The 19,435-nt window shown below is 61.6% G+C and carries 20 protein-coding genes; 10 read left to right on the plus strand and 10 right to left on the minus strand.

The genetic code is table 11. The annotated features are described in order from the left end of the window. Positions 1 to 17: 17 nt before the first annotated feature. Positions 18 to 1,904: a lamin tail domain-containing protein gene (locus AC6HU3_RS04205; RefSeq protein ID WP_497474932.1), complete on the minus strand. Its 1,887-nt coding sequence runs from the start codon at positions 1,902 to 1,904 to the stop codon at positions 18 to 20. A gap of 190 nt (positions 1,905 to 2,094) precedes the next feature. On the opposite strand from AC6HU3_RS04205, the gene AC6HU3_RS04210 reads away from it, so the two are divergent. From AC6HU3_RS04210 to AC6HU3_RS04255, 10 genes are all read left to right on the plus strand, one after another. After that, positions 2,095 to 2,322, plus strand: coding sequence for a cold-shock protein (locus AC6HU3_RS04210; RefSeq protein ID WP_497474933.1), 228 nt, complete (start codon positions 2,095 to 2,097; stop codon positions 2,320 to 2,322). 95 nt (positions 2,323 to 2,417) lie between these two features. Continuing rightward, positions 2,418 to 2,687, plus strand: a complete 270-nt coding sequence (locus AC6HU3_RS04215; protein ID WP_497474934.1) for a hypothetical protein — start codon at positions 2,418 to 2,420, stop codon at positions 2,685 to 2,687. Between the two features lie 12 nt (positions 2,688 to 2,699). Beyond that, positions 2,700 to 3,293, plus strand: coding sequence for a LysM peptidoglycan-binding domain-containing protein (locus tag AC6HU3_RS04220; RefSeq protein ID WP_497474935.1), 594 nt, complete (start codon positions 2,700 to 2,702; stop codon positions 3,291 to 3,293). Positions 3,294 to 3,392: 99 nt separating this feature from the next. Next, the gene (locus tag AC6HU3_RS04225; RefSeq protein ID WP_497474937.1) at positions 3,393 to 4,358 is read left to right on the plus strand and encodes a PhoH family protein; all 966 of its coding nucleotides are present in this window, start codon (positions 3,393 to 3,395) and stop codon (positions 4,356 to 4,358) included. Next, the gene (locus tag AC6HU3_RS04230; RefSeq protein ID WP_497474938.1) at positions 4,321 to 5,766 is read left to right on the plus strand and encodes an HDIG domain-containing metalloprotein; all 1,446 of its coding nucleotides are present in this window, start codon (positions 4,321 to 4,323) and stop codon (positions 5,764 to 5,766) included. The genes AC6HU3_RS04225 and AC6HU3_RS04230 overlap by 38 nt, the downstream gene beginning before the upstream one ends. 22 nt (positions 5,767 to 5,788) lie before the next feature. Next, positions 5,789 to 6,112, plus strand: a complete 324-nt coding sequence (gene ybeY / locus AC6HU3_RS04235; protein ID WP_497474940.1) for an rRNA maturation RNAse YbeY — start codon at positions 5,789 to 5,791, stop codon at positions 6,110 to 6,112. Further along, on the plus strand, positions 6,088 to 7,212 hold the full coding sequence (locus AC6HU3_RS04240; RefSeq protein ID WP_497474942.1) for a transporter associated domain-containing protein: 1,125 nt from the start codon (positions 6,088 to 6,090) through the stop codon (positions 7,210 to 7,212). Before ybeY ends, AC6HU3_RS04240 begins: the two co-directional genes overlap by 25 nt. Beyond that, positions 7,209 to 8,393: a CNNM domain-containing protein gene (locus AC6HU3_RS04245; protein WP_497474944.1), complete on the plus strand. Its 1,185-nt coding sequence runs from the start codon at positions 7,209 to 7,211 to the stop codon at positions 8,391 to 8,393. The genes AC6HU3_RS04240 and AC6HU3_RS04245 overlap by 4 nt, the downstream gene beginning before the upstream one ends. Beyond that, on the plus strand, positions 8,390 to 9,817 hold the full coding sequence (menE, locus tag AC6HU3_RS04250; protein WP_497474946.1) for an o-succinylbenzoate--CoA ligase: 1,428 nt from the start codon (positions 8,390 to 8,392) through the stop codon (positions 9,815 to 9,817). Before AC6HU3_RS04245 ends, menE begins: the two co-directional genes overlap by 4 nt. Then, complete coding sequence (locus AC6HU3_RS04255) at positions 9,814 to 10,824, plus strand: chorismate-binding protein (protein WP_497474948.1); 1,011 nt, start codon at positions 9,814 to 9,816, stop codon at positions 10,822 to 10,824. The genes menE and AC6HU3_RS04255 overlap by 4 nt, the downstream gene beginning before the upstream one ends. On the opposite strand, the gene AC6HU3_RS04260 is transcribed toward AC6HU3_RS04255, so the two are convergent. The 9 genes from AC6HU3_RS04260 to AC6HU3_RS04300 are packed head-to-tail and all read right to left on the minus strand — an operon-like array spanning position 10,796 to position 19,426. After that, positions 10,796 to 11,224 (minus strand): vitamin K epoxide reductase family protein, encoded by a 429-nt coding sequence (locus tag AC6HU3_RS04260; RefSeq protein ID WP_497536044.1) that lies wholly within the window; start codon positions 11,222 to 11,224, stop codon positions 10,796 to 10,798. The two genes, AC6HU3_RS04255 and AC6HU3_RS04260, sit on opposite strands and share 29 nt — an antisense overlap. A 37-nt stretch (positions 11,225 to 11,261) precedes the next feature. After that, complete coding sequence (locus tag AC6HU3_RS04265) at positions 11,262 to 11,957, minus strand: DsbA family protein (protein WP_497536045.1); 696 nt, start codon at positions 11,955 to 11,957, stop codon at positions 11,262 to 11,264. 37 nt (positions 11,958 to 11,994) lie between these two features. Beyond that, entirely contained in the window at positions 11,995 to 13,284 is a 1,290-nt protein-coding gene (locus AC6HU3_RS04270) for a secretin GspD/PilQ domain-containing protein (protein WP_497536046.1), read from the minus strand. Positions 13,285 to 13,296: 12 nt separating this feature from the next. Next, positions 13,297 to 14,052: an AMIN domain-containing protein gene (locus tag AC6HU3_RS04275; RefSeq protein WP_497536047.1), complete on the minus strand. Its 756-nt coding sequence runs from the start codon at positions 14,050 to 14,052 to the stop codon at positions 13,297 to 13,299. After that, complete coding sequence (locus AC6HU3_RS04280) at positions 14,049 to 14,699, minus strand: hypothetical protein (protein ID WP_497536048.1); 651 nt, start codon at positions 14,697 to 14,699, stop codon at positions 14,049 to 14,051. The genes AC6HU3_RS04275 and AC6HU3_RS04280 overlap by 4 nt, the downstream gene beginning before the upstream one ends. 1 nt (position 14,700) lies before the next feature. Continuing rightward, positions 14,701 to 15,231 (minus strand): hypothetical protein, encoded by a 531-nt coding sequence (locus AC6HU3_RS04285; protein ID WP_497536049.1) that lies wholly within the window; start codon positions 15,229 to 15,231, stop codon positions 14,701 to 14,703. A gap of 21 nt (positions 15,232 to 15,252) precedes the next feature. Beyond that, a complete protein-coding gene (pilM, locus tag AC6HU3_RS04290) occupies positions 15,253 to 16,857 on the minus strand; it encodes a pilus assembly protein PilM (RefSeq protein WP_497536050.1) in 1,605 nt (534 codons plus the stop codon). A gap of 14 nt (positions 16,858 to 16,871) precedes the next feature. Continuing rightward, positions 16,872 to 17,975: a GspE/PulE/PilB domain-containing protein gene (locus AC6HU3_RS04295; RefSeq protein ID WP_497536051.1), complete on the minus strand. Its 1,104-nt coding sequence runs from the start codon at positions 17,973 to 17,975 to the stop codon at positions 16,872 to 16,874. Beyond that, entirely contained in the window at positions 17,972 to 19,426 is a 1,455-nt protein-coding gene (locus AC6HU3_RS04300; protein WP_497536052.1) for a tetratricopeptide repeat protein, read from the minus strand. The genes AC6HU3_RS04295 and AC6HU3_RS04300 overlap by 4 nt, the downstream gene beginning before the upstream one ends. Between the last annotated feature and the right edge of the window lie 9 nt (positions 19,427 to 19,435).

The following is a 19,435-nucleotide window of genomic DNA, read 5'->3' on the forward strand; positions in this document are numbered from 1 at the left end:
CTTCAGCGCCCTCGCTGTCACCGGACGATCACGACCTTCCGATCCGGTCCCCCCTGCACCCGGAGGAACACCACGCCCGTCCCCCGGACGGGGATGCGAAGGGCGCCTGACGGACCTGCCCGAAACACACCCCGACGGCGTCCCAGGGCGTCCAGCACCTCCACCCGGGTCCGGGGGGCAAGCCCCGCAAGCCGGATCTCACCGGCACGAAGGTCCACCCGAACCGCCGGGGTGCCCGGCCTCTCCGCCACACCGGTCACCACACCGCTGGAGGTGAGGGTCGCGTCGCCAAAGGCCCGCCCCCAGGCATCCCGTGCCCGCACATAATACTCCACATGGGTGACCGGCTGTCCGCCCAGAGAATCCGGAAAGGCGTAGTAATACCGCTGAACCACGCCGGATGTCTTCGGATAGGCGTTCACCGAATCATGGGCCACACCGGTCCAGGCCGACCAGGTGTTGCCCCCGTCCGCGCTCAGACGGTAATAGAGCGTGTCCGCCTGGAGGGTGTCGCCGGCGGGCAGGGTGTCTCCCATCACCACCTCCACCACCCAGACACCCCCGCCTCCGGATTGATATGCGGGAGATCCGATCTGGATCACCTGGGGCGGAAGGTCACCCGGGGAAGGGCTTGTCTGCTCATAGAAGTCCTGGGCCGGCGTTCCCGTCCAGAGGCCGTACGTCTTGCGCTCCAGGGAAGAACCGGCTGGCACGTCCGGCGCTGCCCCTGCAGAACCGAGGTCCCCCCCGTTTCCATACCACATGCTGTCCACCTCCACGAGCAGGGTGGTGTCATAAGGCGACACCTGTCCGCCAAAAAGGTGAACATCATCCCCGCTGTTCGCGAGCGCGAGGGAGCCCGTGTATTCTCTGCCGCCATACGCCAGGATGAAAGGCGATGGATACAGAGCGGGCAAAGGGAAATATTGGTTCAGGGTATCCGCATCGTTGGCCAGAATCAGGAAGGCACCCGGAGGGAGATAGAAGTCTTTGGGAAACTGAAACCGACCTTCATTGGTGGAATCAAGCGGTTCATCGGTCAGGATGAAGAAGGAGAGGTCCGCGGTGTCGGAACCCGTGTGCAGAATCTCCACAAATTCGGAGGCGGGCTCGGGTTCTCCCCCGGTGGGCATGTCGTAATACACCTCGGTGATCCGGAGTCCCTCGCCGGTCCGGCGAAACCGGGAGAGGCGCACCAGGGCGGAAAGGGTGTCGGTGTCGTGACGTTCATCCGCACCGTCCCCGCACTGCCCGTCAAAGGGAATGCAGTCCACGGCGCTGAAAGGCGGTCCTGCATTGTCTTTCACCACGCCATACAGGTTCAGGTGGAATGCGTTGACCGTCCCTGTGATTCCCAGATCCTGCAGGGCGATTTTCCATTCCACCGTGAGCGTGTCAAAGCCGCTGCTGTATTGACAGGCGTACGACCCCGTGGCCCCGAGCAGGTTCCATCCTCCACTGTAGTCATATGTGCTGGCCAGACAAGACGCACCCGATCCCGTGGGATTGGATCGCAGAACCAGTTCTTTCTCTGGAGCGAAATAGAGCGTATCCCAACCTCCGAGAACCAGGGATAGCTCATTGCCAGAGAGAACGTCAAAACCGGCGGCATCCTGCGAACATCCCGTGTATGCGCAACCTGATCCATTGACGCGATCAAGGTCTCCCGGTATCAGGAAGATCAACGTGTCGGTGGCAAATCTTCCGGTTGCCTTGAAGGCCACATAGAGCGTGTCGGCCGTGAGATAGCCCCACAGCGTGTCCAGGTTGAGGGAAGGATCCCCCGCCGAGGTGGACGCCCCCAGAAGAATCCAGTTCTCCCCGGGAGAAATCACACCATCCACCGTGATGGACGGCGAGGGCATCTGGCTCAGCACCATTATCCATAGCACACCCATTCCCATAACGGTCCTCCTGTTCTGCGATATTTCTTCAATCATACACCCTCCCACCGGGAGCGTCTCCGGTCACCTCCCGCGCCGGATCCTCCCGCTGGCGTGTCCGAACGACACCCGGTCCCGGATTTGACAACCCCACCCCCGGCGTGTATGCTTGAATCCAACCCACTCCCGCAGGGGAGAAAGGGGAATTCCCATGAGATTTCACGGCGTGGTGAAACGTTTCAGCAGCAGGATGGGGTATGGCTTCATCACCCCCGAGAACGGTGGAGAGGACGTGTTCGTCCTTTCGCCCGACGTGGCGGATGCCGGAGGAGGCAAACACCTGGAAGGCGGACAGCGGGTCACCTTTCAGGTGGATCACACCCCGCGGGGCCCGGTGGCCCGGGAGGTGCGCGTCCTTCCCTCTGCCCCCCGCTCCTGATAAGGGAGCACTGGAAATGGCCCAATCCTTGACAGGTTCCTGACCGGTGTGTATACTATTTTCGCATGCATGAGGCACAAACAGGAGGTTTTTCCATGCAGATGCGCCGTCTTGCCGTGCTGGCCCTCCTGGTTACAGGTCTTGCCGGAACGGCCTGTGGCCCCAAGGGGGCATCCAAAGAGACTCTCACGGCCCTGGAAGAGGCCAAAACGGCCTATGAGCAGGCCGTCGCCCGCCGGGATGAGCTCAAGTCCCAGCTCGAGGAACTCCAGGCCAAGCTCTCTCTGAAGGAAGAGTGCGAAAACCTGCGGAGCGAGCGCGACTCTCTGAAAAACTATCTGGACCTGCTGGAACAGGGATACTGAGGAGGGGAAACCATGAAAAAGCTCTGGATGATCGCCCTTTTGCTGCCTGTCACCGGCTGGGCCCAGGAGGGGAAAAAGCTCACGGAGGAAGAGGCCCAGGCCCAGCTTGCGGAGTATCGTCAGAAGCTGGACCAGGTGAACGCAGAGATCGCCGAGCTGGAAGCCCAGGTGAACGAACTCCAGGGCCAGGTATCGGAATATGAGTCCTGCGTCCAGAATGCCCGCCAGGAGATCGAAAATCTGAAGGCCGAGATCGCCAAATATCCTTCGGAATACACCGTTCAGGAAGGCGACTTCCTCTACAAGATCGCCGGTATGCGGTACATCTACAACAACCCCAAGGCCTGGCCCCGCATCTGGCGTGCCAACCGGGACAAAATCAAAGATCCCAACCTGATCTATCCCGGATGGGTGCTCACCATCCCCCACGGCCTCGTGAAAGAGTTTGAGGTGATCCCCGGAGATTACCTCTGGAAGATTGCCGGATTCTCCTGGATCTACGGGGATCCCTACAAGTGGACCAAGATCTACGAGGCCAACCGGGACAAAATCAAGGATCCGGATCTCATCTATCCTGGATGGGTGCTCACCATCCCGAGAGATTGAAGCTCATTGCAGGGTTCAAAGGGTGGGGAAGCTTCCGAGAGGGGGCTTCCCCCCTTCTTGTTTTTACACCCTTCGGGAAGGGAGGTGAAGGAGACCGTGGTGCGTAGCCGTGTATCCCTGGGGGATGTTCCCCTGAAAGCCTTTCTGGGCGTGCAGGATCGGAATCTCTCCCGTCTGCGCGCCTTGTTTGAGGACGTGCAGCTCGTGGTCCGCGGGGAGGACCTCATGCTCCGTGGACCGGAAGCCCGTGTCCGGCTGGTGGAGCAGGTGGTGGAACTCCTCAAAGAACACCTGCTCACCCACGGGGTGCTGGAAGAGACGGATGTGGTGGCCACCGTCCATGCCGTCTCCGGCCAAAGGCAGACTGAACCTTCTTCCCGCCGCAACGGAACCCCCGTGATCCATACGCCGAAGAAAAAAGTCCAGCCCCTCACCCCCCAGCAGGCCCGGTATCTGGAGGCCATGGAGACCCACGATGTGGTCTTCGGCATCGGTCCCGCCGGAACCGGGAAAACCTTTCTGGCCGTGGCCATGGCCCTCAAGTTCCTGTGGGAAGAGCGGGTGGAGCGCATCATCCTCACCCGTCCGGCCGTGGAAGCCGGTGAGTCTCTGGGCTTCCTTCCCGGCAGCTTTGAGGAGAAAATCAACCCGTATCTCACTCCCCTGTACGACGCCCTCCAGGCCATGGTTCCCTTTGAGAAAGTCCAGTCCATGATGCACCGGCGCATCATTGAGATCGCTCCTCTGGCCTACATGCGGGGGCGCACCCTTTCGGATGCCTTCATCATCCTGGACGAGGCCCAGAACACCAAAACCGTGCAGATGAAAATGTTTCTTACCCGAATCGGACCCCGTTCCCGGGTGGTCATCACGGGGGACATCACCCAGATCGACCTTCCTACCCGGGAGCGTTCCGGCCTGGTGGAGGCGGTGGACGTCCTCCGGGACGTCCCCGGCATCGCCATTGTTCGCCTGACGCAGGCCGATGTGGTCCGCCATCCCCTGGTGAAACGCATCGTGGATGCCTATGAGCGAGCCCGACAGTCCCAGGATACCTCCGGATAAGTCCCCCTTCCGATTCCTCCCCCTTGCCCTCTGGGCAGCCCTGATCGGGGGCGGGTGGTCTCTGTTCTCCCTCGACCTTCGGGGGAAGGTCGTGGTGGCCGGTGTCCTCTTTGTGGGGTTTGGGCAGCTGTATTACCCCTATCTCTTCAAAGCGGTGAAACGGCACGCCCTGCCCCTGTCCCGGATCCACCTGGGAACCAGCCTCCTCCTGGCCCTCCTGTCTCTGGAAGTGCTTGCGCGAACACTCTATCCCCTGCCTGTTCCCCTGACCGTGCTCGTGGTGCCCGCCCTTTTTCTCTCTTTCTTCGTGGGGCGACGGGCGGCCATGCTCCTGGGTGTGCTTTTTTCTTTATGGAACGCCTTTCTCTGGCCCCCTTCCCTGTTTCCCCAGGTCTTCTGGCACCGGGCGCTTCTCGTGGTGGTGGCGGTCCTTGCCCTCTATCCCTTGTCTCGGGCACGGGATGTGTATCGCCTGGCCTTGGCCCTCATCGTTGCATCCCTTCTGGGGCAATGGCCCTTCGCCCAGTGGGTTCCCCTCACCACCCTCCTCCCGGAAAGTTATCAGGCCTTCCTCTGGGGCGTGGCCGAAACCACCTTCGTGGTGGCCCTTCTCTTTCTGATCCTGCCCCTCCTCGAGCGCTGGCTGCACCTCACCACCGATTTCTCTCTCCTGGAACTCCTGCGGCTGGACCATCCCCTGCTGGTGGAACTCGCCCGCAAGGCCCCGGGGACCTTTGAACACAGCATGGCCGTGGCCAGCCTGGCGGAAACGGCGGCCCGGGCCATCGGCGCCAACCCCCTCCTGGCCCGGGTGGGAGGCATGTTTCACGACATCGGGAAAATCCATCGGCCGGCCTATTTTATCGAAAACCAGCGCGGGGAAAATCCCCACGATCGTCTTTCTCCCCGTTTGAGTGTGCTGATTCTCCGGGAACATGTAACCCACGGGGTTCAGCTTGCCCGAATGCACAACCTCCCGGAAGCCGTGGTGGCTATCATCCAGACCCATCACGGAACCACCCTGATTCGCCCCTTCTATAACAAAGCCAAGGAAATGGGTGAACACCCCGATCCCCGGGAATTTTCCTATCCAGGGCCCCGGCCCTGGACCAAGGAGCAGGCCATCGTGATGCTTGCAGACTCAGTGGAAGCTGCCTGCCGGAGTCTCCCGGACCCCACGCCTGCTCGCATCGAAGACACCCTGAACCGCGTGTTTCGGTGGAAAATGGAAGAAGGCCAGCTGGACGAGGCAGATCTCTCTCTGCGGGAAATCCACACCATCCGGGAAGCCTTCCGTCCCCTCCTTCTGGGTCAGTATCACCGCCGGATCGTCTATCCGGAGGAAAAGGATGTTCGTCAGAATCTACGTCGCCACGAAAAGCACACCATCGCCCAGCGTTTTGAATAACCTGAGGACGCTCCTTTCCGAGATGCTGGAGAATCTTTCCTGCACCCGAAGGGTGCGGTTGATCCTGGTGGGGGCACGCCGTGCCCGGGATCTGAACCGGCGGTTCCTGGGTCGGGACTACGCCCCGGACGTCCTCACCTTCCCCCTCGACGACGAAGTGGAAATCTACATCAACCTGGACGTCCTTCGCCGCACCCGGAATTTCAGTGAAATGCTGGGGTTCTATGCCATCCACGGCCTGCTCCACGGGTGCGGCTTCACACACCATGGGGACAAGGACAGCGGGGAAATGGAACACCTGGAACAGGTGTGGTTTGCGCGATGGAAAACCTTCCTGCCCTCCTGATCCTGGGGGTCCTCCTGTTTCTTTCGGCCATCTTCTCGGGCAGCGAGGTGGCCCTCCTGGGACCGCCTGCCTCCTGGCTTGCCCGGAGGGTTCCCGGCTGGTTTCGCTCGTTTCTTGCCTATCCCGATGGACTTCTGGTGGCCATCCTGATCGGGAACAACCTGGTGAACAGCTATGCCGCCATCCTCTTTGACCTGCTGGCCCAGGATCTCTTCCCCCCGGCGTTTCAGGAGGCCCTCTCGGTGATCGTCTTCGGAATGGTGGTGTTTGCCCTTTCCGAACTCCCTCCCAAGCTCCTTGCCTACACCGCCCCGGAAAAAATCGCCCGCCTAGGTGCCTATGTCATCGCGCCCTTTGCCCTCCTCACAAACCTCCCCTTCCGGCTGCTGCGCCCCTCTCCTCCGACAAATGAGCCTTCGCTGAGCGAAATTCTCGGGCTTCTGGACCTTCAGGACGACGAACAGCTTGTCCCCCTGCGCTCTTTCCTCTCCTTTCTGAACATGACGGTGGACGATGTGATGACCCCCTGGTCCCGGGTTCGGTGGATCCCACCGGATGAGGACCCTCTGGAGGCTTTCCGCAAATATCCCCATCACACCCTTCCGGTGTATGATCCCGAACAAGGTGCGGTGGTGGGCCTCGCCACCCTGAAGGCTTCTCTGTGCCGCACCGGGGGCTGGCTTCCTCCCCGGGTGATTCTGGACACCGCCCCTCTGCCCGTTGCCTTTGACCGGTTCCGCCGGGAACGCCTGCCCATGCTCCTGGTGGTGGACGAGTTTGGCAACCTCCGGGGCATCGTCACCCAGCGGGATATCGTCCGTCCCTTCCTGGAGCCGGTGCGCTCCCCCATGATCCGGCCGGTGGACGATCACACCTGGATCGTGGACGCAGGGGCGCTGGTGGAAGAGCTCTATCAGCAGACCGGCATCGAACTGCCAGGGCCCCGCTTCGACACGGTGGCCGCATGGCTGCTGGACCACCTGGAGCGCATCCCTGAGGAAGGGGAAATCATTGAGGTGGACGGGGTGGAGATCGAGGTACTCCGCCGGCAGGGCGCGGCGGTGGAGCGGCTCAAAATCACCCGGAGCACACCGGCATGACCCTTCTTTTCGCAGGCGTTGTGGCCGGATTGCTTCTCTCTGCCCTGTTCTCGGCGAGTGAAACCGCCTATATCACCGTTCCCACCTCCCAGCTTCCCCGCCTCCTTTCCCGCCCCCTCGCCCGGTGGTTCACCGAGCATCCCGACCGGGTCTTTGCCACCATCCTGTTCGGGAACAACCTGGCCAACGCCATGGTGGCCATCCTGCTCGCCGTGGCTCTGTACCGGATTCGCCCCGAGGCGGAAACGTGGGTGCTCTCGGGCGCAGGGGCGACCCTTCTCCTGATTCTGTTTGGTGAGATTCTGCCCAAAACCCTGGCCCGCCGGATGGGGACCCTTCTGATCCCCTGGCTCTTCCCTCTGCTTTATGCCTTCGGGCAGGTTCTCACCCCTCTTCTCGAAACCTATCTCAGCCTCTGGCGACGCATTCTTTCCATGAGCCGGGAGCGATTGCTCCTTCAGGAAATTTCCTGGGCCCTTCTCTCGCTGCGCCGGCACCGCTCCCGCCATGTGGGTCCCTGGGCGCTGAAACTGGCCTTGGATTTCATGGATCAACCCGTCCACACCGTGATGATCCCGGCCCACCGGCTCCGCCGTGTTCCGGCTTCGGCCACCTTTGACGAGGTGCTGGCCCATCTGTGTCGTGTACCCTGGAACCGCCTGTTCGTGTATGACGAAGACCCCGACAACATCATCGGCATCATCCATATCAAAGACCTCCTCCGGACCCAGAACCGGCCAGACACCTGGTCTCAGCGCATCCGTCCTCCTGTGCGGGTGCTGGCGAGCTGGCCCCTTTCCAGGGTGCTGGAGGTGCTCCGAAAAAGCCAGGTTCCCATCGCCCTGGTGGTGGATGAACGGGGGACCCTTCGGGGAATGGTGAGTGACGAAATCCTCTTTGAAACCATGGTATCCTTTTTCTGGCCTCAGGGGAAGTGGAGACCCGGTGTGGAGGTGTCCACCTTTCTTCCCCTGCGGACCCTCAAACTCCACGGGGTCCCCATCGAGGGGCCCGACGAGGAGAGTCTGGCCTCCTGGATGCTCCGAAAGCTCAACGCCCTCCCGGGGCCGGAAATGCGTCGGTTCACCCTGGAAGGGCTGCGTTTTGAGATCACGGAGCGGACAGGCAGTCGCATCGAAAAAGTGCGGATCTGGTGGGATGAACCGGGAGGAAATCCATGAATCATCAGACCTGGCCACACCCTCTCGCCGTGAACGCCCTGCGATACGGCGACGTTCCCGCGCTGATCTGGGAGCACGAAACCCTGTCCTGGCGAACCTTTGCCCGGGTGGTTCAGCACGTGGCCCGGGAACTCGCCGAACACGACGGGATCCGGGCGGGCATGACGGTGGTGGTGGAAGCCCATTTCCTTCCGGAAACGGTGGTCCTGCTTCACGCCCTCTGGTGGCTTTCCGCCATCCCTCTCCCCATCCACCCGTCCTGGACTCCGGAAGAACGCCAGCAGGCCCTTTCCGGCATCCTGGTCCATGCCACCCTCAACCCCCGGAACCTGCGCCTCCGTGAACTCCAGAAAGAGGCAGAGCGTGCCCGGTCTCCCGTCCGCCTGCCCTGGGTCCACGGCCAGGACGGCGCTTCCGTGATCTTCACCTCGGGGAGCCGGGGGATCCCGAAACCCGTTCTTCACACCTGGGCCAATCACCGGAGTCAGGCCCTGGCCTCCGCCGTCCACCTGGGTCACCGCCGGAGGGATCGGTGGCTTCTCACCCTGCCCCTCTTCCACGTCGGAGGGCTCGCCATTCTCACCCGCACCCTCTTCACTGCGGGCACGGTGGTGATGGTGCCCTTTGACGCCGAACGGGTCGCGACCGTCCTGGGCGACGTGGAGTTTGCCTCTCTTGTCCCCACCATGCTGCACCGCATCCTCCCCCACCATCCCCGACGCGGCCGCCTGCGGGGGATCCTGCTCGGAGGCGCACCGGCCCGATATGCACTGGTTCAGGAAGCCCTGGAGCAGGGTCTTCCCGTGCTCCGAACATATGGCATGACCGAAACCACCTCCCAGGTGGCCACCGTCCTCCCGGAATCCCCGGAAGCAAGCCTCCGGGGAAGCGGCATGCCTCTCCCCTGCGTGGAAATCCAGGTGGTTCGCGAAGACGGGACCCCGGTTGGACGGGACGAGGAAGGAGAAATTCGGGTTCGGGGAGAAACCGTGGCTTCGCCCCTCCGCCTGGACCTGGGGATCCGGCGGTGGAGTGGGGGCTGGTTCTATACCGGAGACATCGGCATGTGGAACCCATACGGTGAACTCGTGGTGCTGGGACGGAAAGACGATACGGTAATCACGGGCGGCGAAAAGGTCCATCCCTCCGAGGTGGAAGCTGTGCTCAGCCGTTATCCCGGGGTTCAGGATGTCGTGGTGTTCGGCCTTGAGGATCCGGAATGGGGGCAGCGCCTGGTGGCGGTGGTGGCCTGCCCGGACTGCACAGAGGAGGAACTCCGGGTCTATCTGCGTGACCGCCTTTCCGGCTACAAGGTCCCCAAGGAAATCCGTGTGGTGGACCGCATCCCCCGAAACGCGGTGGGGAAGGTTTCCCGGGAAACGCTTCTCGCACTCCTGAAGAGCCCGCACAACTCGAAATCGTGAACGCCCTTGCCTTCCTGGATCACGGTCGCCTGCTTGCAAGCACGTCCTTCAGCGAGGGGATTCGGGAATCCTCGCCCAACGCCTTGATCACCTTCCCTTTCCCTGGAACTGCCGGTCCCCTGTGGCAGGGGATTCCCCTCGCCACCACCTGGGCTCCTGCCGAAACCCCGCATTTTCCTCCCCCACCCTTTCAACCCCTCCATGTGGAGAAGGTGGTGCTTCGCCCTTCCCGTGACCGTTTTTTCCAGCGGGTGGAACGGGCGCTTCAGGCCCTTCAGAAGGGAATGTTTTCCAAAGTGGTGGTGGCCCGTGCTGTGGAGTTCCGGCTTTCCCGTGCCCCAAAATCCGTGGAACTGTTCGCTCAACTGCGAAAGGCCCGTAAACCCCATGAAACGGCCTTCGGGATTGCCCATCGCTCCGGAATGTTTTTGGGGCTCACCCCGGAGCGGCTCTTCCGGCTTCGGGGGAACACCCTGGAGGTGGATCTTCTTGCCGGAACCGCCTCCTCACCGGAGGAACTGGACAGGCCCCACCTGGTGGAAGAGCACGCCCTGGTGGGGGAAGGGGTGAAAGCCCAGCTGAACGGTCTGGTGGAGGGAGTTCAGATTCAGGATCTTGCACCCCTGAAGGCGGGGCCGGTCTGGCACCGCCGGGCCCGGTTCACGGCCCGGCTCCGGAACGGGGTCTCCTGGGCCACGATCCTCCGTCATCTTCATCCCACACCGGCCCTGGCCGGCCATCCCCGGGACGCGGCACTCCGCTGGATTGAAGAGGAAGAAAGAGGCCTACGGGGACTTTATGGAGGCGTGGTGGGCTATGTGACCCCCGAGGAGGTGGCGTGCTTCGTGGCCATCCGGAGTGCCCTGGTGCGGGGGTCTCGACTGATCCTGTTTGCCGGAGGCGGCGTGGTGAGGGGTCACACCCCGGAAGAACTCTGGGAGGAAACCGCCTCCAAGCTACGGCGTATGGCGTCCCTGTTTATTCCGGACGCCCCCCTGCCCGTCTGAGCCCCGCGGTCTCGAGCACCAGAAGCGTCAGCACGATTCCCCAAGAGACCACACACCAGGTGCAGATGGCGCGGAGCACGAACACCTCGATCCCCGTGAGATAGGTGGAAAACAGCGCCCCCCACAGGGCAAGGCCCCACAGAACCCGGTTCATCCAGGGTCGGGGAGCCTCCAGACGGGCGAGGGCGAGGGCGAAATACAGGGCATAATACAGCACGCCCCATACCGCCGTGGGGATTCCCAGAAATTCCGCATAGGAGGAGGACTGTACGATCTCGCATCCTCCTCCCGTCACACACACCACGGACCCGATGTACCCGAGTTTGTAGAGGGAGAGATAAAATGCATCCAGCAGCCCCCCTGCGGCGAGGAGGGCCACCCATTCCTCTCGATCCATCATGCCCCTGTGCCGATTCCCCTTCCTGCCCCGAGGTGTTTCAGGAACCGGAAAGTTTGCTGTCCAGAACCTTGAGAAACTCGTTCAGATCCCGGGGAAGCCCCTCATACTTTTCTCCGTTGATGAAAAACGTCGGCGTGGCCCGCACGCCCACAGACCGACCGAAGGCCGCATTCTGCTCCACAAGATCGTGCATCTTCCCGCTCTCAAAGCAGGAACGGAGCTTCTCCACGTCGGCCCCGGCCTCCCCTGCCCACTCGATCAGGATGGAGGTGGGATTGGGAAGGCGTCCCCACTCCCGCATCCGGGCAAAATAGAGTTTGTGGAGTTTCATGAAGAGCCCCTGCTCTTCCCCGCACCGGGCGAGAACGGCTGCAATGAACGAAGTCCGGTGGGATGGGAGAGGGAAGTCCACAAAGATCCAGCGGACCTTGCCCTCCCGGATATACAGGGAATCCACAAGGGGGAAGAGTTCCAGGGTGGCTTTTCCGCAATACGGGCACAGGTAATCCATGAATTCCACCACCGTCACGGGTGCGTCCGGGGAGCCCACCACCACGCCCAGTTCCTCCGCCCGGGCAAGTTCCTGCGGGGACGGCGCAAGAGGCGTCACCGCCTCCGCAGGCTTCTGAGCACGGGAGGGGCGACGCATCTGGGCGGCAATCACCCCCAGGCCCGCAATCACCACGATCCCCAGGATCGCATAAAACGCTCCACGATTTTTCCGCTTTGCCATCGCTCACGGCCTCCTTCGGAGTTTCAAGGGTGCGTGCTCACTCCGTGGCTTCGACTGGAACTTCCACAGGAACCGATTCCACGTTCTCTTCACCCTGCACGCCTTCCACATCCGTCACGACGCCTTCTGTCCCTGCACTGGCCGCCGCCACATCCTCCACGATCTCCGGCGTCACGAAGATCAGGATCTCTCCCTTCGTCTTGCTGTATTTCTGGCCTCCTCCCAGAAGCCATCCGATCACGGGGATCCGGGAAATGAAGGGGATGCCCGCCGTGGCCTCGCTGTTGGATTCCTTGATCACACCGCCCAGCACCACGGTTTCTCCGTTCCGAAGGGTGAGCCGGGTGCTGGCCTCATGGGTCAGGATGATGGGATAGCCCCCGGCACCCACCTGCTCCGAAAGTTCGGAGAGTTCCGGATTGAGATCCAGGGTGATCATCCCATCCGGGGACACGTGGGGCGTGACCTTCAGGCGGAGGACGATGTCATAGAACCGCACAATTCGGTTCCCCGCCTGGTCCTGGGTCACGATGGGAATCTTCTTACCGGATTTGATCTCGGCCTCCACGTTGTCCGCCACCAGGATGGAGGGTTCGGAGAGAACCTGGGCCTTGTTCTGGGTCTCCAGTGCCTGAATCTTGGCAAAGAGGTCAAAGGTGTTGAACACCCGGCCATAGGAGAAAGAAGGGGCATCCTCCACGGTTTTGGAGGACTGCACACCCCATTTGGTGCCACCCGCCGAACGTCCCAGGGTTCCGGTGTTCCAGTGGATACCCAGATCCTGAACGGCCGAACGGTCAATCTGGACGATCTTGGCCTGAATCCGGACCTGCGGCGTGGGGCGATCGAGGGAATCCAGGATGGCGGCCACCTTGTCCAGGGTTGCGGGAACGTCCGTCACGATCAGGGTGTTGGAATAGGCATCGACATCGATCTCGCCCCGCTTGGTCAGGAATTTCCGGAGCACCTCCGAGATTTTCTGGGCATCCGCAAACTTTACCGGATAGAGCCGGGTGGTGAGTCCGGCCACCCCCACATACTGATCCAGTTCGGACGGTGTCATCACAGTGATGACGTCTTCGTTTTCAATGGACGCCAGGCCCGACACCTGGAGAACGGTCTGAAAGGCCCGTTTCCAGGGGACATCCTGGAGCTCCAGGGTCACCGTCCCCTTCACGCTGGGGGAAACCACCAGATTCACCCCTCCGGCCCGGGCAATGGCCTGAAGGACGCTCACCACATCGGCATTCTGGACCTTGAGGGACACGTTCTGCGCCTGGGCCACCCCCGTCCACAAAAGGGCGATCATCCAGAGACGTTTCATCATAAAAACCCTCCTTTATTTTTCTTCCGCGCTGAGTTTGACCCGATAGGCCCGGGCAACCCCATATTCATACACGGAAAAGATCACATAATCCTCCCCGATCCTGGAGAGGCGCCCCTGGGCCACCCGATCCCCTTCCCGAAGGACGTAGTTCTGCTCTCCGTCGGTGAGCAGAGCAAATCGCTCCCCTGCGTCATTCTTGACGATCCCCAGCAGTTTCGCCCGCTGGGGAACCAGGAGGGTGTCCTCGGAAGGGTTGGGAGGCTCGAAGGGATCCCGTCCCAGACGGACCACATGAACGGGGGGCGGGTTTTTCAGTTTCAGGATCCGGGTTTCCAGGGTGTCGCTGTCCTCATGAGGAGACGTGGCCTGAACCTCAGGTTGCGCCGGAGGGGCAGGGGACACAGGGGAAGCCGGCGCGGATGCCGGAACCACCGCCAGTTTGCCCTCCCCGAGCTCCCGAACCTCAAAAGGCGCAGGGCGCTCCAGATCCAGAACAACGCGCACCACGGGCCGGGGGTCCACCGCATGCTGGGCAATCCGCACCCGGGCCACACCCTGGACCCCCACCGGAATTTCATCCATTCCGGGATAACGTGCACCCACCAGGTCCACCACGAAACGGGGTGGCTGGGCCAGGGCGAACTGCTGGAATCCCTGAAACGCTCCCTGGAGGGTCACCTGAAAGGGTGTTTTCTGCACTTCCACCCGGATCTGTCCAAAAAGCAACGCGGGCATCAACCAACCGACGAGCACCTTCATCCCCCTCATGGTGCACCCCCTTCGGGAAAGCTATAGACCGTGTAGACAAAGTTCGCTTCCACGTTGTATTCCACCCACCCTTCTTCTTTTTTCTTCTCGGGGCTGTAACGGATCTGCACCTGACCGACTTTCCCGAGTCGCTCTGCACGGAGAAGCTGGCGGGCGAAATCCATGATTCCATAAAAGGTTCCGCGAAGCTGCAGAGCATACGCGTGGGAACGATAGGAAAGGGCTGGCTGCTGCGGCTGTGCAGCCTGTTGACGGGAGCGTCGAGACGGGGGGGTGGCCGCAGCAGGCTGGGCGGAGGGCTGGGTCGTTGCCGCCGTGGGCCGGACCGAGACCACGGCCACGCCGCTTCGGGTTGCCGCATCGTGAATAAGCCGAAGCACACCCGGCAGATCCTCCTCCTGAGGGAGCACGTCCTTCAGGAGATTCCACTGTTCCATGAGCCGGGCGTATTCCTTCTCCAGGGCCTCTTTCTCCTTCTCCTGACGGGCGATCACCCGAAGCTCCCGCTCCAGCCGGATCTGTTCCTGCTGGAGCCGGGTGATCTCCTGGTTCTGGGGTTTCCACACCCCCTGAATCCCGCCCACAATCACCACCACCAGCACCACGAGGCCGATCAAAAGTCCACGAACGAGGGGATTGCGAAGCACCTCAGCACCCTCCCGGCGTTCCCCAGCGGAATTCGGTCAACTGGGTTAACTCCTCATAAGGCACGACCCCGATATCCAGGGTTCCTTCATCCTGAAGCTGGAAAATTCGTGTCGCCGTAATCACCGTGTAGATATCCCACAGCATGCGCACCCCGCCCGTCGTATCGCATTCCGACCCCGAGTAAACCACATCCTGGAACTGGAGAGAAATGGGAAGTCCGACGGCTGGGACGAGACCGGAGGGGTTGGTCGGGTCATCCACCACCCCGGAAAGGGGGACCTCAAGGGTAAATCGTCCCTCCGCATCGGTGGTGCCGACAACCGGAGGGAAGGATGGAACGATTTCTCCCGGATTGGCCGGCTCGTTCACCATTGTGGCCGTGACCTGGACACCGGGGACGCCCGCAGGCGGTGTCGCGTTATGCCGCATCACCCGACCGGTGATCGTCACGGTGGAGGAAGAATCCTTGGCGCTGCAGGCCACAAGGCCCAGCGCAGAGAGCATCATGAACGCCAGGAAAACCTTACGCATCCCTGAACCTCCTGTTTGTCTTCACTGCGGGGCAAGAGGACCGCCCCGTTTGGTCAACACCAGCGAAAAGCGGAACACCCCCAGACCCTCCACCTCTTCTTCCCTGGCCTCCACGAACCGAACGTCCGTGAACGCCTCCGACAGGCGAAGGCGACGGAGATATTCCGCAATGGCAGCATAATGATAGGCCCCCCCCGTGAGGGAAATCTGCTGGGCCTGGTCCTGAATGTTTTCAAGCCACACCCCCGGCGGCAGCGCCTTGATCACGGCGTTCACCTCCTCCACCGCCCGGGTCTGATCCTGACGGAGGTTCTGGATGGTTTCGATCTTCCGGGAAAGGGCTTCTTTTTTCTGACGAAGATCCGCCAGATTGCCCAGGCGGGCCCTGCGAAGATCCAGTTCTTCCTGCATCTCGCTCACCTTGACCTGGAGGTCCTGGATTTTGCTCCGCCGGGTCCACCACCCTCCGGCGATCACCAGACCACCCACCACCAGGAAGGCGAGGGGAAGCACAAGATCCGGTCGGGGAATGGGAAGGGCTGCTTCTTCGGCGGCAAGCCGTTCCTCTTCCGGAAGAAGATTGATCCGGTAGGGCATGGGCTGGATGGCCCGAAGACCCATCCCCACCGCAACCGGCAGGAGATAGCCCGCATCATAGTCCAGCGTGGTCTGGTTGTCCACATAATCCAGGGCATTCACCCGGGTCACCGGAACGCCCAGGGTGCTCTCCAGCGTTCCGGCAAGATTCTCCACGGTGGCACCCCCACCGCTCAGGAACAGACCATCCAGTTTCCCCTCTTCCAGCACCCGCTGAAACACGGCCTGAATATCCCCCGCAAAGGTGGTGCGAAGACTTTCAAGCCCCGTGCGAACGCTGTCCGCCGAAAAGCCTTCCGGGATCTCTCCCCGTGCTGCCCTCAGGGCATCCTCGGTCGAAACGCCCACGAGACGCGCAAGCCCTTCGGCAATAAACTTCAGGGCAACATCCAGTTCCGCAAGATAGGTGGGCTGGCCATCCCGGACCACGATCAGATAGGTAATGTCGAAACCGACGTGGAGGATCCCATAGGTCCCGGATGGGGGAAGCACCTGCAATCCCTGATAGAAGTTCAGAAGTCCCAGCCCTTCATAATCCACAATCACCGGTTCAAACCCGGCATCCCGAAGAAGATAGAGGGTGTCCCCGACCGCCTCGCTCCGGGCCACCACAAGGACACCGTTCAGCCCGGTATCGGTCCGGGAGAGTTCCACAAAATCATACAGAACGTCCACATCCTGGCCCGGGAGGGAGCGAACATAGGTGGCCAGCGCATCTTCTTTTTTCTGCCCCTTTGAGAGGGGGATGGATTCCAGCCGCACCAGGATGCCCCGCCCTCCGATGCCGGCGATCGCCCTCCGGGTCTCGGCCCCAAGGGCGGCTTCCAGACCGGCAAGCACCTCCATCACCGCACCCCGGTCCACAAACTCACGCCCCACAATCGCGTCTTCGGGAACGGCTTCAATCTGCGCAAAGGTCAGCACCGGACGTTCCGCGCCTTTCTTCAACACCACACTTTTCACTGCCCGCGTTCCAATATCCACCGCGACCAGCGGCCCTTCACCCCGACGTTGAAACCAGGCCAGCATCCCAAGCCCCCTTGTTAGGTTGCAAGACGTTTCACCAGGTCAGGAGAGACCCTGGACCAGTCTCCCCCAACCGCAGCCCGAAGGCTGTCCAAAAGTGCCACAAATCGGCCCAGATGCCCCTTCGCCGTTTTCCAGAGCATCTGCACCGTTCGATCTTCCAGATTCGCCCCCCGATGCTGAGCAAGCACCCGGGCATCTTCCTCGGCGGGTTTGTCCACGGCCACCCGGATGGCCCGCCCAAGAACGTCCGTAAGGATGGACACCTTTTCTCCCGTCACCACAACCGTGATCCCCCCCCGTTGCAGGCGCTCTTCCATCACCTGAGACCAGAGCTTCTCCGTGGAGGGATCGTCCACAATGAGGAGAGGGGGCATGGCAAGCACCTCCACAAGGGTGTCGTCCATGCCTTTACGCTTCATTCGCTCAAATCGGGCTTCCATCGCCTTTCCACGAGCCCACCGGACGTCCCCGGGCTCCACCGCCTGCCCCCAGGCAAGGGCCAGGGTGGTTCGGCCGCTTCCCTCCGGTCCGCGAATCCAGATAAGACGGGGAACCTGCACCCGCAGGGTTTCCAGACTCTCCCGGGCCTCCTTCTGAGCAGGGAGATCGGCAAGGGCCTCCCACGTCTCGCTCTCAACCACACCCCATTCCGATCGGATGGAGAAACGGGACGCAAGGCCTTCGGGAGGCGTCTCGGGATATTGTTCCAGCACGGCATGGATCCGGCTGAGGGGCGCAACATAGGGAACCACGCCGGCCCCCACCACCCGATCCAGTTCAAGATACGCCTCTTCCACCAGGGGGTTGGCAAAGGCCACAAAGACTTTTCCACCGGAAAAGGCAAAAGGAACAAGGTTAAATTGCCGGGCCACCTCCCGGGGGACAAAGGCGAGAACAGCGGGATCGGGTGGCTCCCTAAGTTCCGTGAAGGGAACCCGAAACCGGGAGGCAATAAACCGGGCAAAGGCGGTGTCATCCAGACCCAGAGCCACCAGGTGCTCCTCCATGCGCCCGCCCTCGGATTTCACCCGCTTCGCCGCTTCTTTGAGCACATCCGGGGTCACAAGGCCCTCTTCCACCAGAAGCTGCCAGAAGCTCTTTTTGCGTGCCGCACTCATGCCTGACCTCCAAGAATCCGGGCCCGCCGGGCATCCCGAAGGGCTTCCGCGGTCTGACCCGTTTGCTGATAGGCCCGCGCCCGCAGGGCATAGGCTTCACCCAGGGCTTTCCAGTCCTCTCCCCGGTGGGGCTCCAGACGCTCCATGAACCCCACCGCCTCCACCACACCCTCCCAGTCCCCACGAACGGCACAGGCCCGGGCAATGCCAAGAAGCGCCTGAAAGGCATCTTCACCGGTTTGGAGGGCAGTGGCAAAGGACGCAAGGGCTTCCTCCACCCGCCCCAGACCAAGAAGTTCATATCCTGCATCCAGGTAGTCCGCACGGGGGGGTTCCCCGCCAAGGAGCGGCACCTGCTGTGCGAGAAACCCGGTGAACGCAGACGCATCCAGCGGGAGTTCTTCTGCGGTTTCCACCGCTTGCGCCGTCTCTGCAGGCTCCGGTTCCGCCGGAGCGGGTTCTTCCAACACCGAGGATTCACCGGCCTCTCCCGGACTTTTTTCCTCCTCTATTGCCACAACCTCCCCCTCTTCCTCAAAGGATTCCACTTCCATGGAACCCTCCAGGGCCGAAAACAGGGCTTCCGCCTCACCGTCCGAAGAAGTGGAAGGCTGCTCTGCGGGTGGGGAAACGGGCTCCTCGGGAAGGGCCGGTTGTTCGGGCTCGGGGGTTTCCTCTTCAATCCGGGGCATCAAGGTTTCACCTTCGGCCACTGGCTCTTTCACCTCTTCCTCAATGGTGGGCTCAAACACGTCCGGAGCCTCGATAGCGGGTTCCGGTGCCGGGACCTCTGAAAACATTGTTTCTTCCTCAGGGGCCAGAACCTCTGGAGTACCGGGACGTTCCGTTTCCACATCTCCACCGTAAACCTCTTCCAGAGAAGCAAGATCTTCCTGCCGAAGGGGGTTTTCCGTCTCCGTCATACCCGACATGGCAATGTTCGCGATGAGTTCTTCCGTCTGGTTGAACAGGTTCTCTGCAATGGGGAGGTTTTCCACGTTTTCCTGCGAGGAAAGATCCGCCCAGATCCGGGAAAGGAGGTCCATCACCGTGTTGAGTTCCTGATGGGTCAGCCGCTGGGCTGTCTGGTAAAATCGCTGGATTTCGTCCAGAGCCGCTTTGTAATTCTTCACATCGGGATCTGCATAGAGACGAGCCAGTTCCAGGTGAATCTCGGCCCGGGCGGGATCGTGCCGCAGGATTTTCTTCCCCACACCAATGGCGTTTTCCGTGTAGCCATCTTCTGCATAGAGACGGAAAGCCCGCTCATAGCACTGCAGGGCTTTGTCTCGCTCCCGGGCCCGCATATAGAGATCACCCAGACTGTTCCACAGCTCCGGGTTCTGAGGGTCCTGCTGAACGAGCTGCTCGTAGTTCTGAATGGACTTTTTCAGATCTTTTTCCTCGCCCCGCGAGAGAAAACGCCGGGACCTGCGCGTAAACCGCATCATGGTTTGCCT

The sequence above is a fragment of the Caldifarcimen microaerophilum genome, from assembly GCF_055387105.1.

Coding starts and splice junctions, on each gene's coding strand:
- AC6HU3_RS04245 (WP_497474944.1), top strand. CDS start 7,209: ATGACCCTTCTTTTCGCAGGCGTTGTGGCCGGATTGCTTCTCTCTGCC.
- AC6HU3_RS04230 (WP_497474938.1), top strand. CDS start 4,321: ATGAGCGAGCCCGACAGTCCCAGGATACCTCCGGATAAGTCCCCCTTC.
- ybeY (WP_497474940.1), top strand. CDS start 5,789: ATGCTGGAGAATCTTTCCTGCACCCGAAGGGTGCGGTTGATCCTGGTG.
- AC6HU3_RS04295 (WP_497536051.1), bottom strand. CDS start 17,975: ATGAGTGCGGCACGCAAAAAGAGCTTCTGGCAGCTTCTGGTGGAAGAG.
- AC6HU3_RS04220 (WP_497474935.1), top strand. CDS start 2,700: ATGAAAAAGCTCTGGATGATCGCCCTTTTGCTGCCTGTCACCGGCTGG.
- AC6HU3_RS04215 (WP_497474934.1), top strand. CDS start 2,418: ATGCAGATGCGCCGTCTTGCCGTGCTGGCCCTCCTGGTTACAGGTCTT.
- AC6HU3_RS04265 (WP_497536045.1), bottom strand. CDS start 11,957: ATGGCAAAGCGGAAAAATCGTGGAGCGTTTTATGCGATCCTGGGGATC.
- pilM (WP_497536050.1), bottom strand. CDS start 16,857: ATGCTGGCCTGGTTTCAACGTCGGGGTGAAGGGCCGCTGGTCGCGGTG.
- AC6HU3_RS04205 (WP_497474932.1), bottom strand. CDS start 1,904: ATGGGAATGGGTGTGCTATGGATAATGGTGCTGAGCCAGATGCCCTCG.
- AC6HU3_RS04275 (WP_497536047.1), bottom strand. CDS start 14,052: ATGAGGGGGATGAAGGTGCTCGTCGGTTGGTTGATGCCCGCGTTGCTT.
- AC6HU3_RS04240 (WP_497474942.1), top strand. CDS start 6,088: ATGGAAAACCTTCCTGCCCTCCTGATCCTGGGGGTCCTCCTGTTTCTT.
- AC6HU3_RS04270 (WP_497536046.1), bottom strand. CDS start 13,284: ATGATGAAACGTCTCTGGATGATCGCCCTTTTGTGGACGGGGGTGGCC.
- AC6HU3_RS04260 (WP_497536044.1), bottom strand. CDS start 11,224: ATGATGGATCGAGAGGAATGGGTGGCCCTCCTCGCCGCAGGGGGGCTG.
- menE (WP_497474946.1), top strand. CDS start 8,390: ATGAATCATCAGACCTGGCCACACCCTCTCGCCGTGAACGCCCTGCGA.
- AC6HU3_RS04300 (WP_497536052.1), bottom strand. CDS start 19,426: ATGATGCGGTTTACGCGCAGGTCCCGGCGTTTTCTCTCGCGGGGCGAG.
- AC6HU3_RS04285 (WP_497536049.1), bottom strand. CDS start 15,231: ATGCGTAAGGTTTTCCTGGCGTTCATGATGCTCTCTGCGCTGGGCCTT.
- AC6HU3_RS04210 (WP_497474933.1), top strand. CDS start 2,095: ATGAGATTTCACGGCGTGGTGAAACGTTTCAGCAGCAGGATGGGGTAT.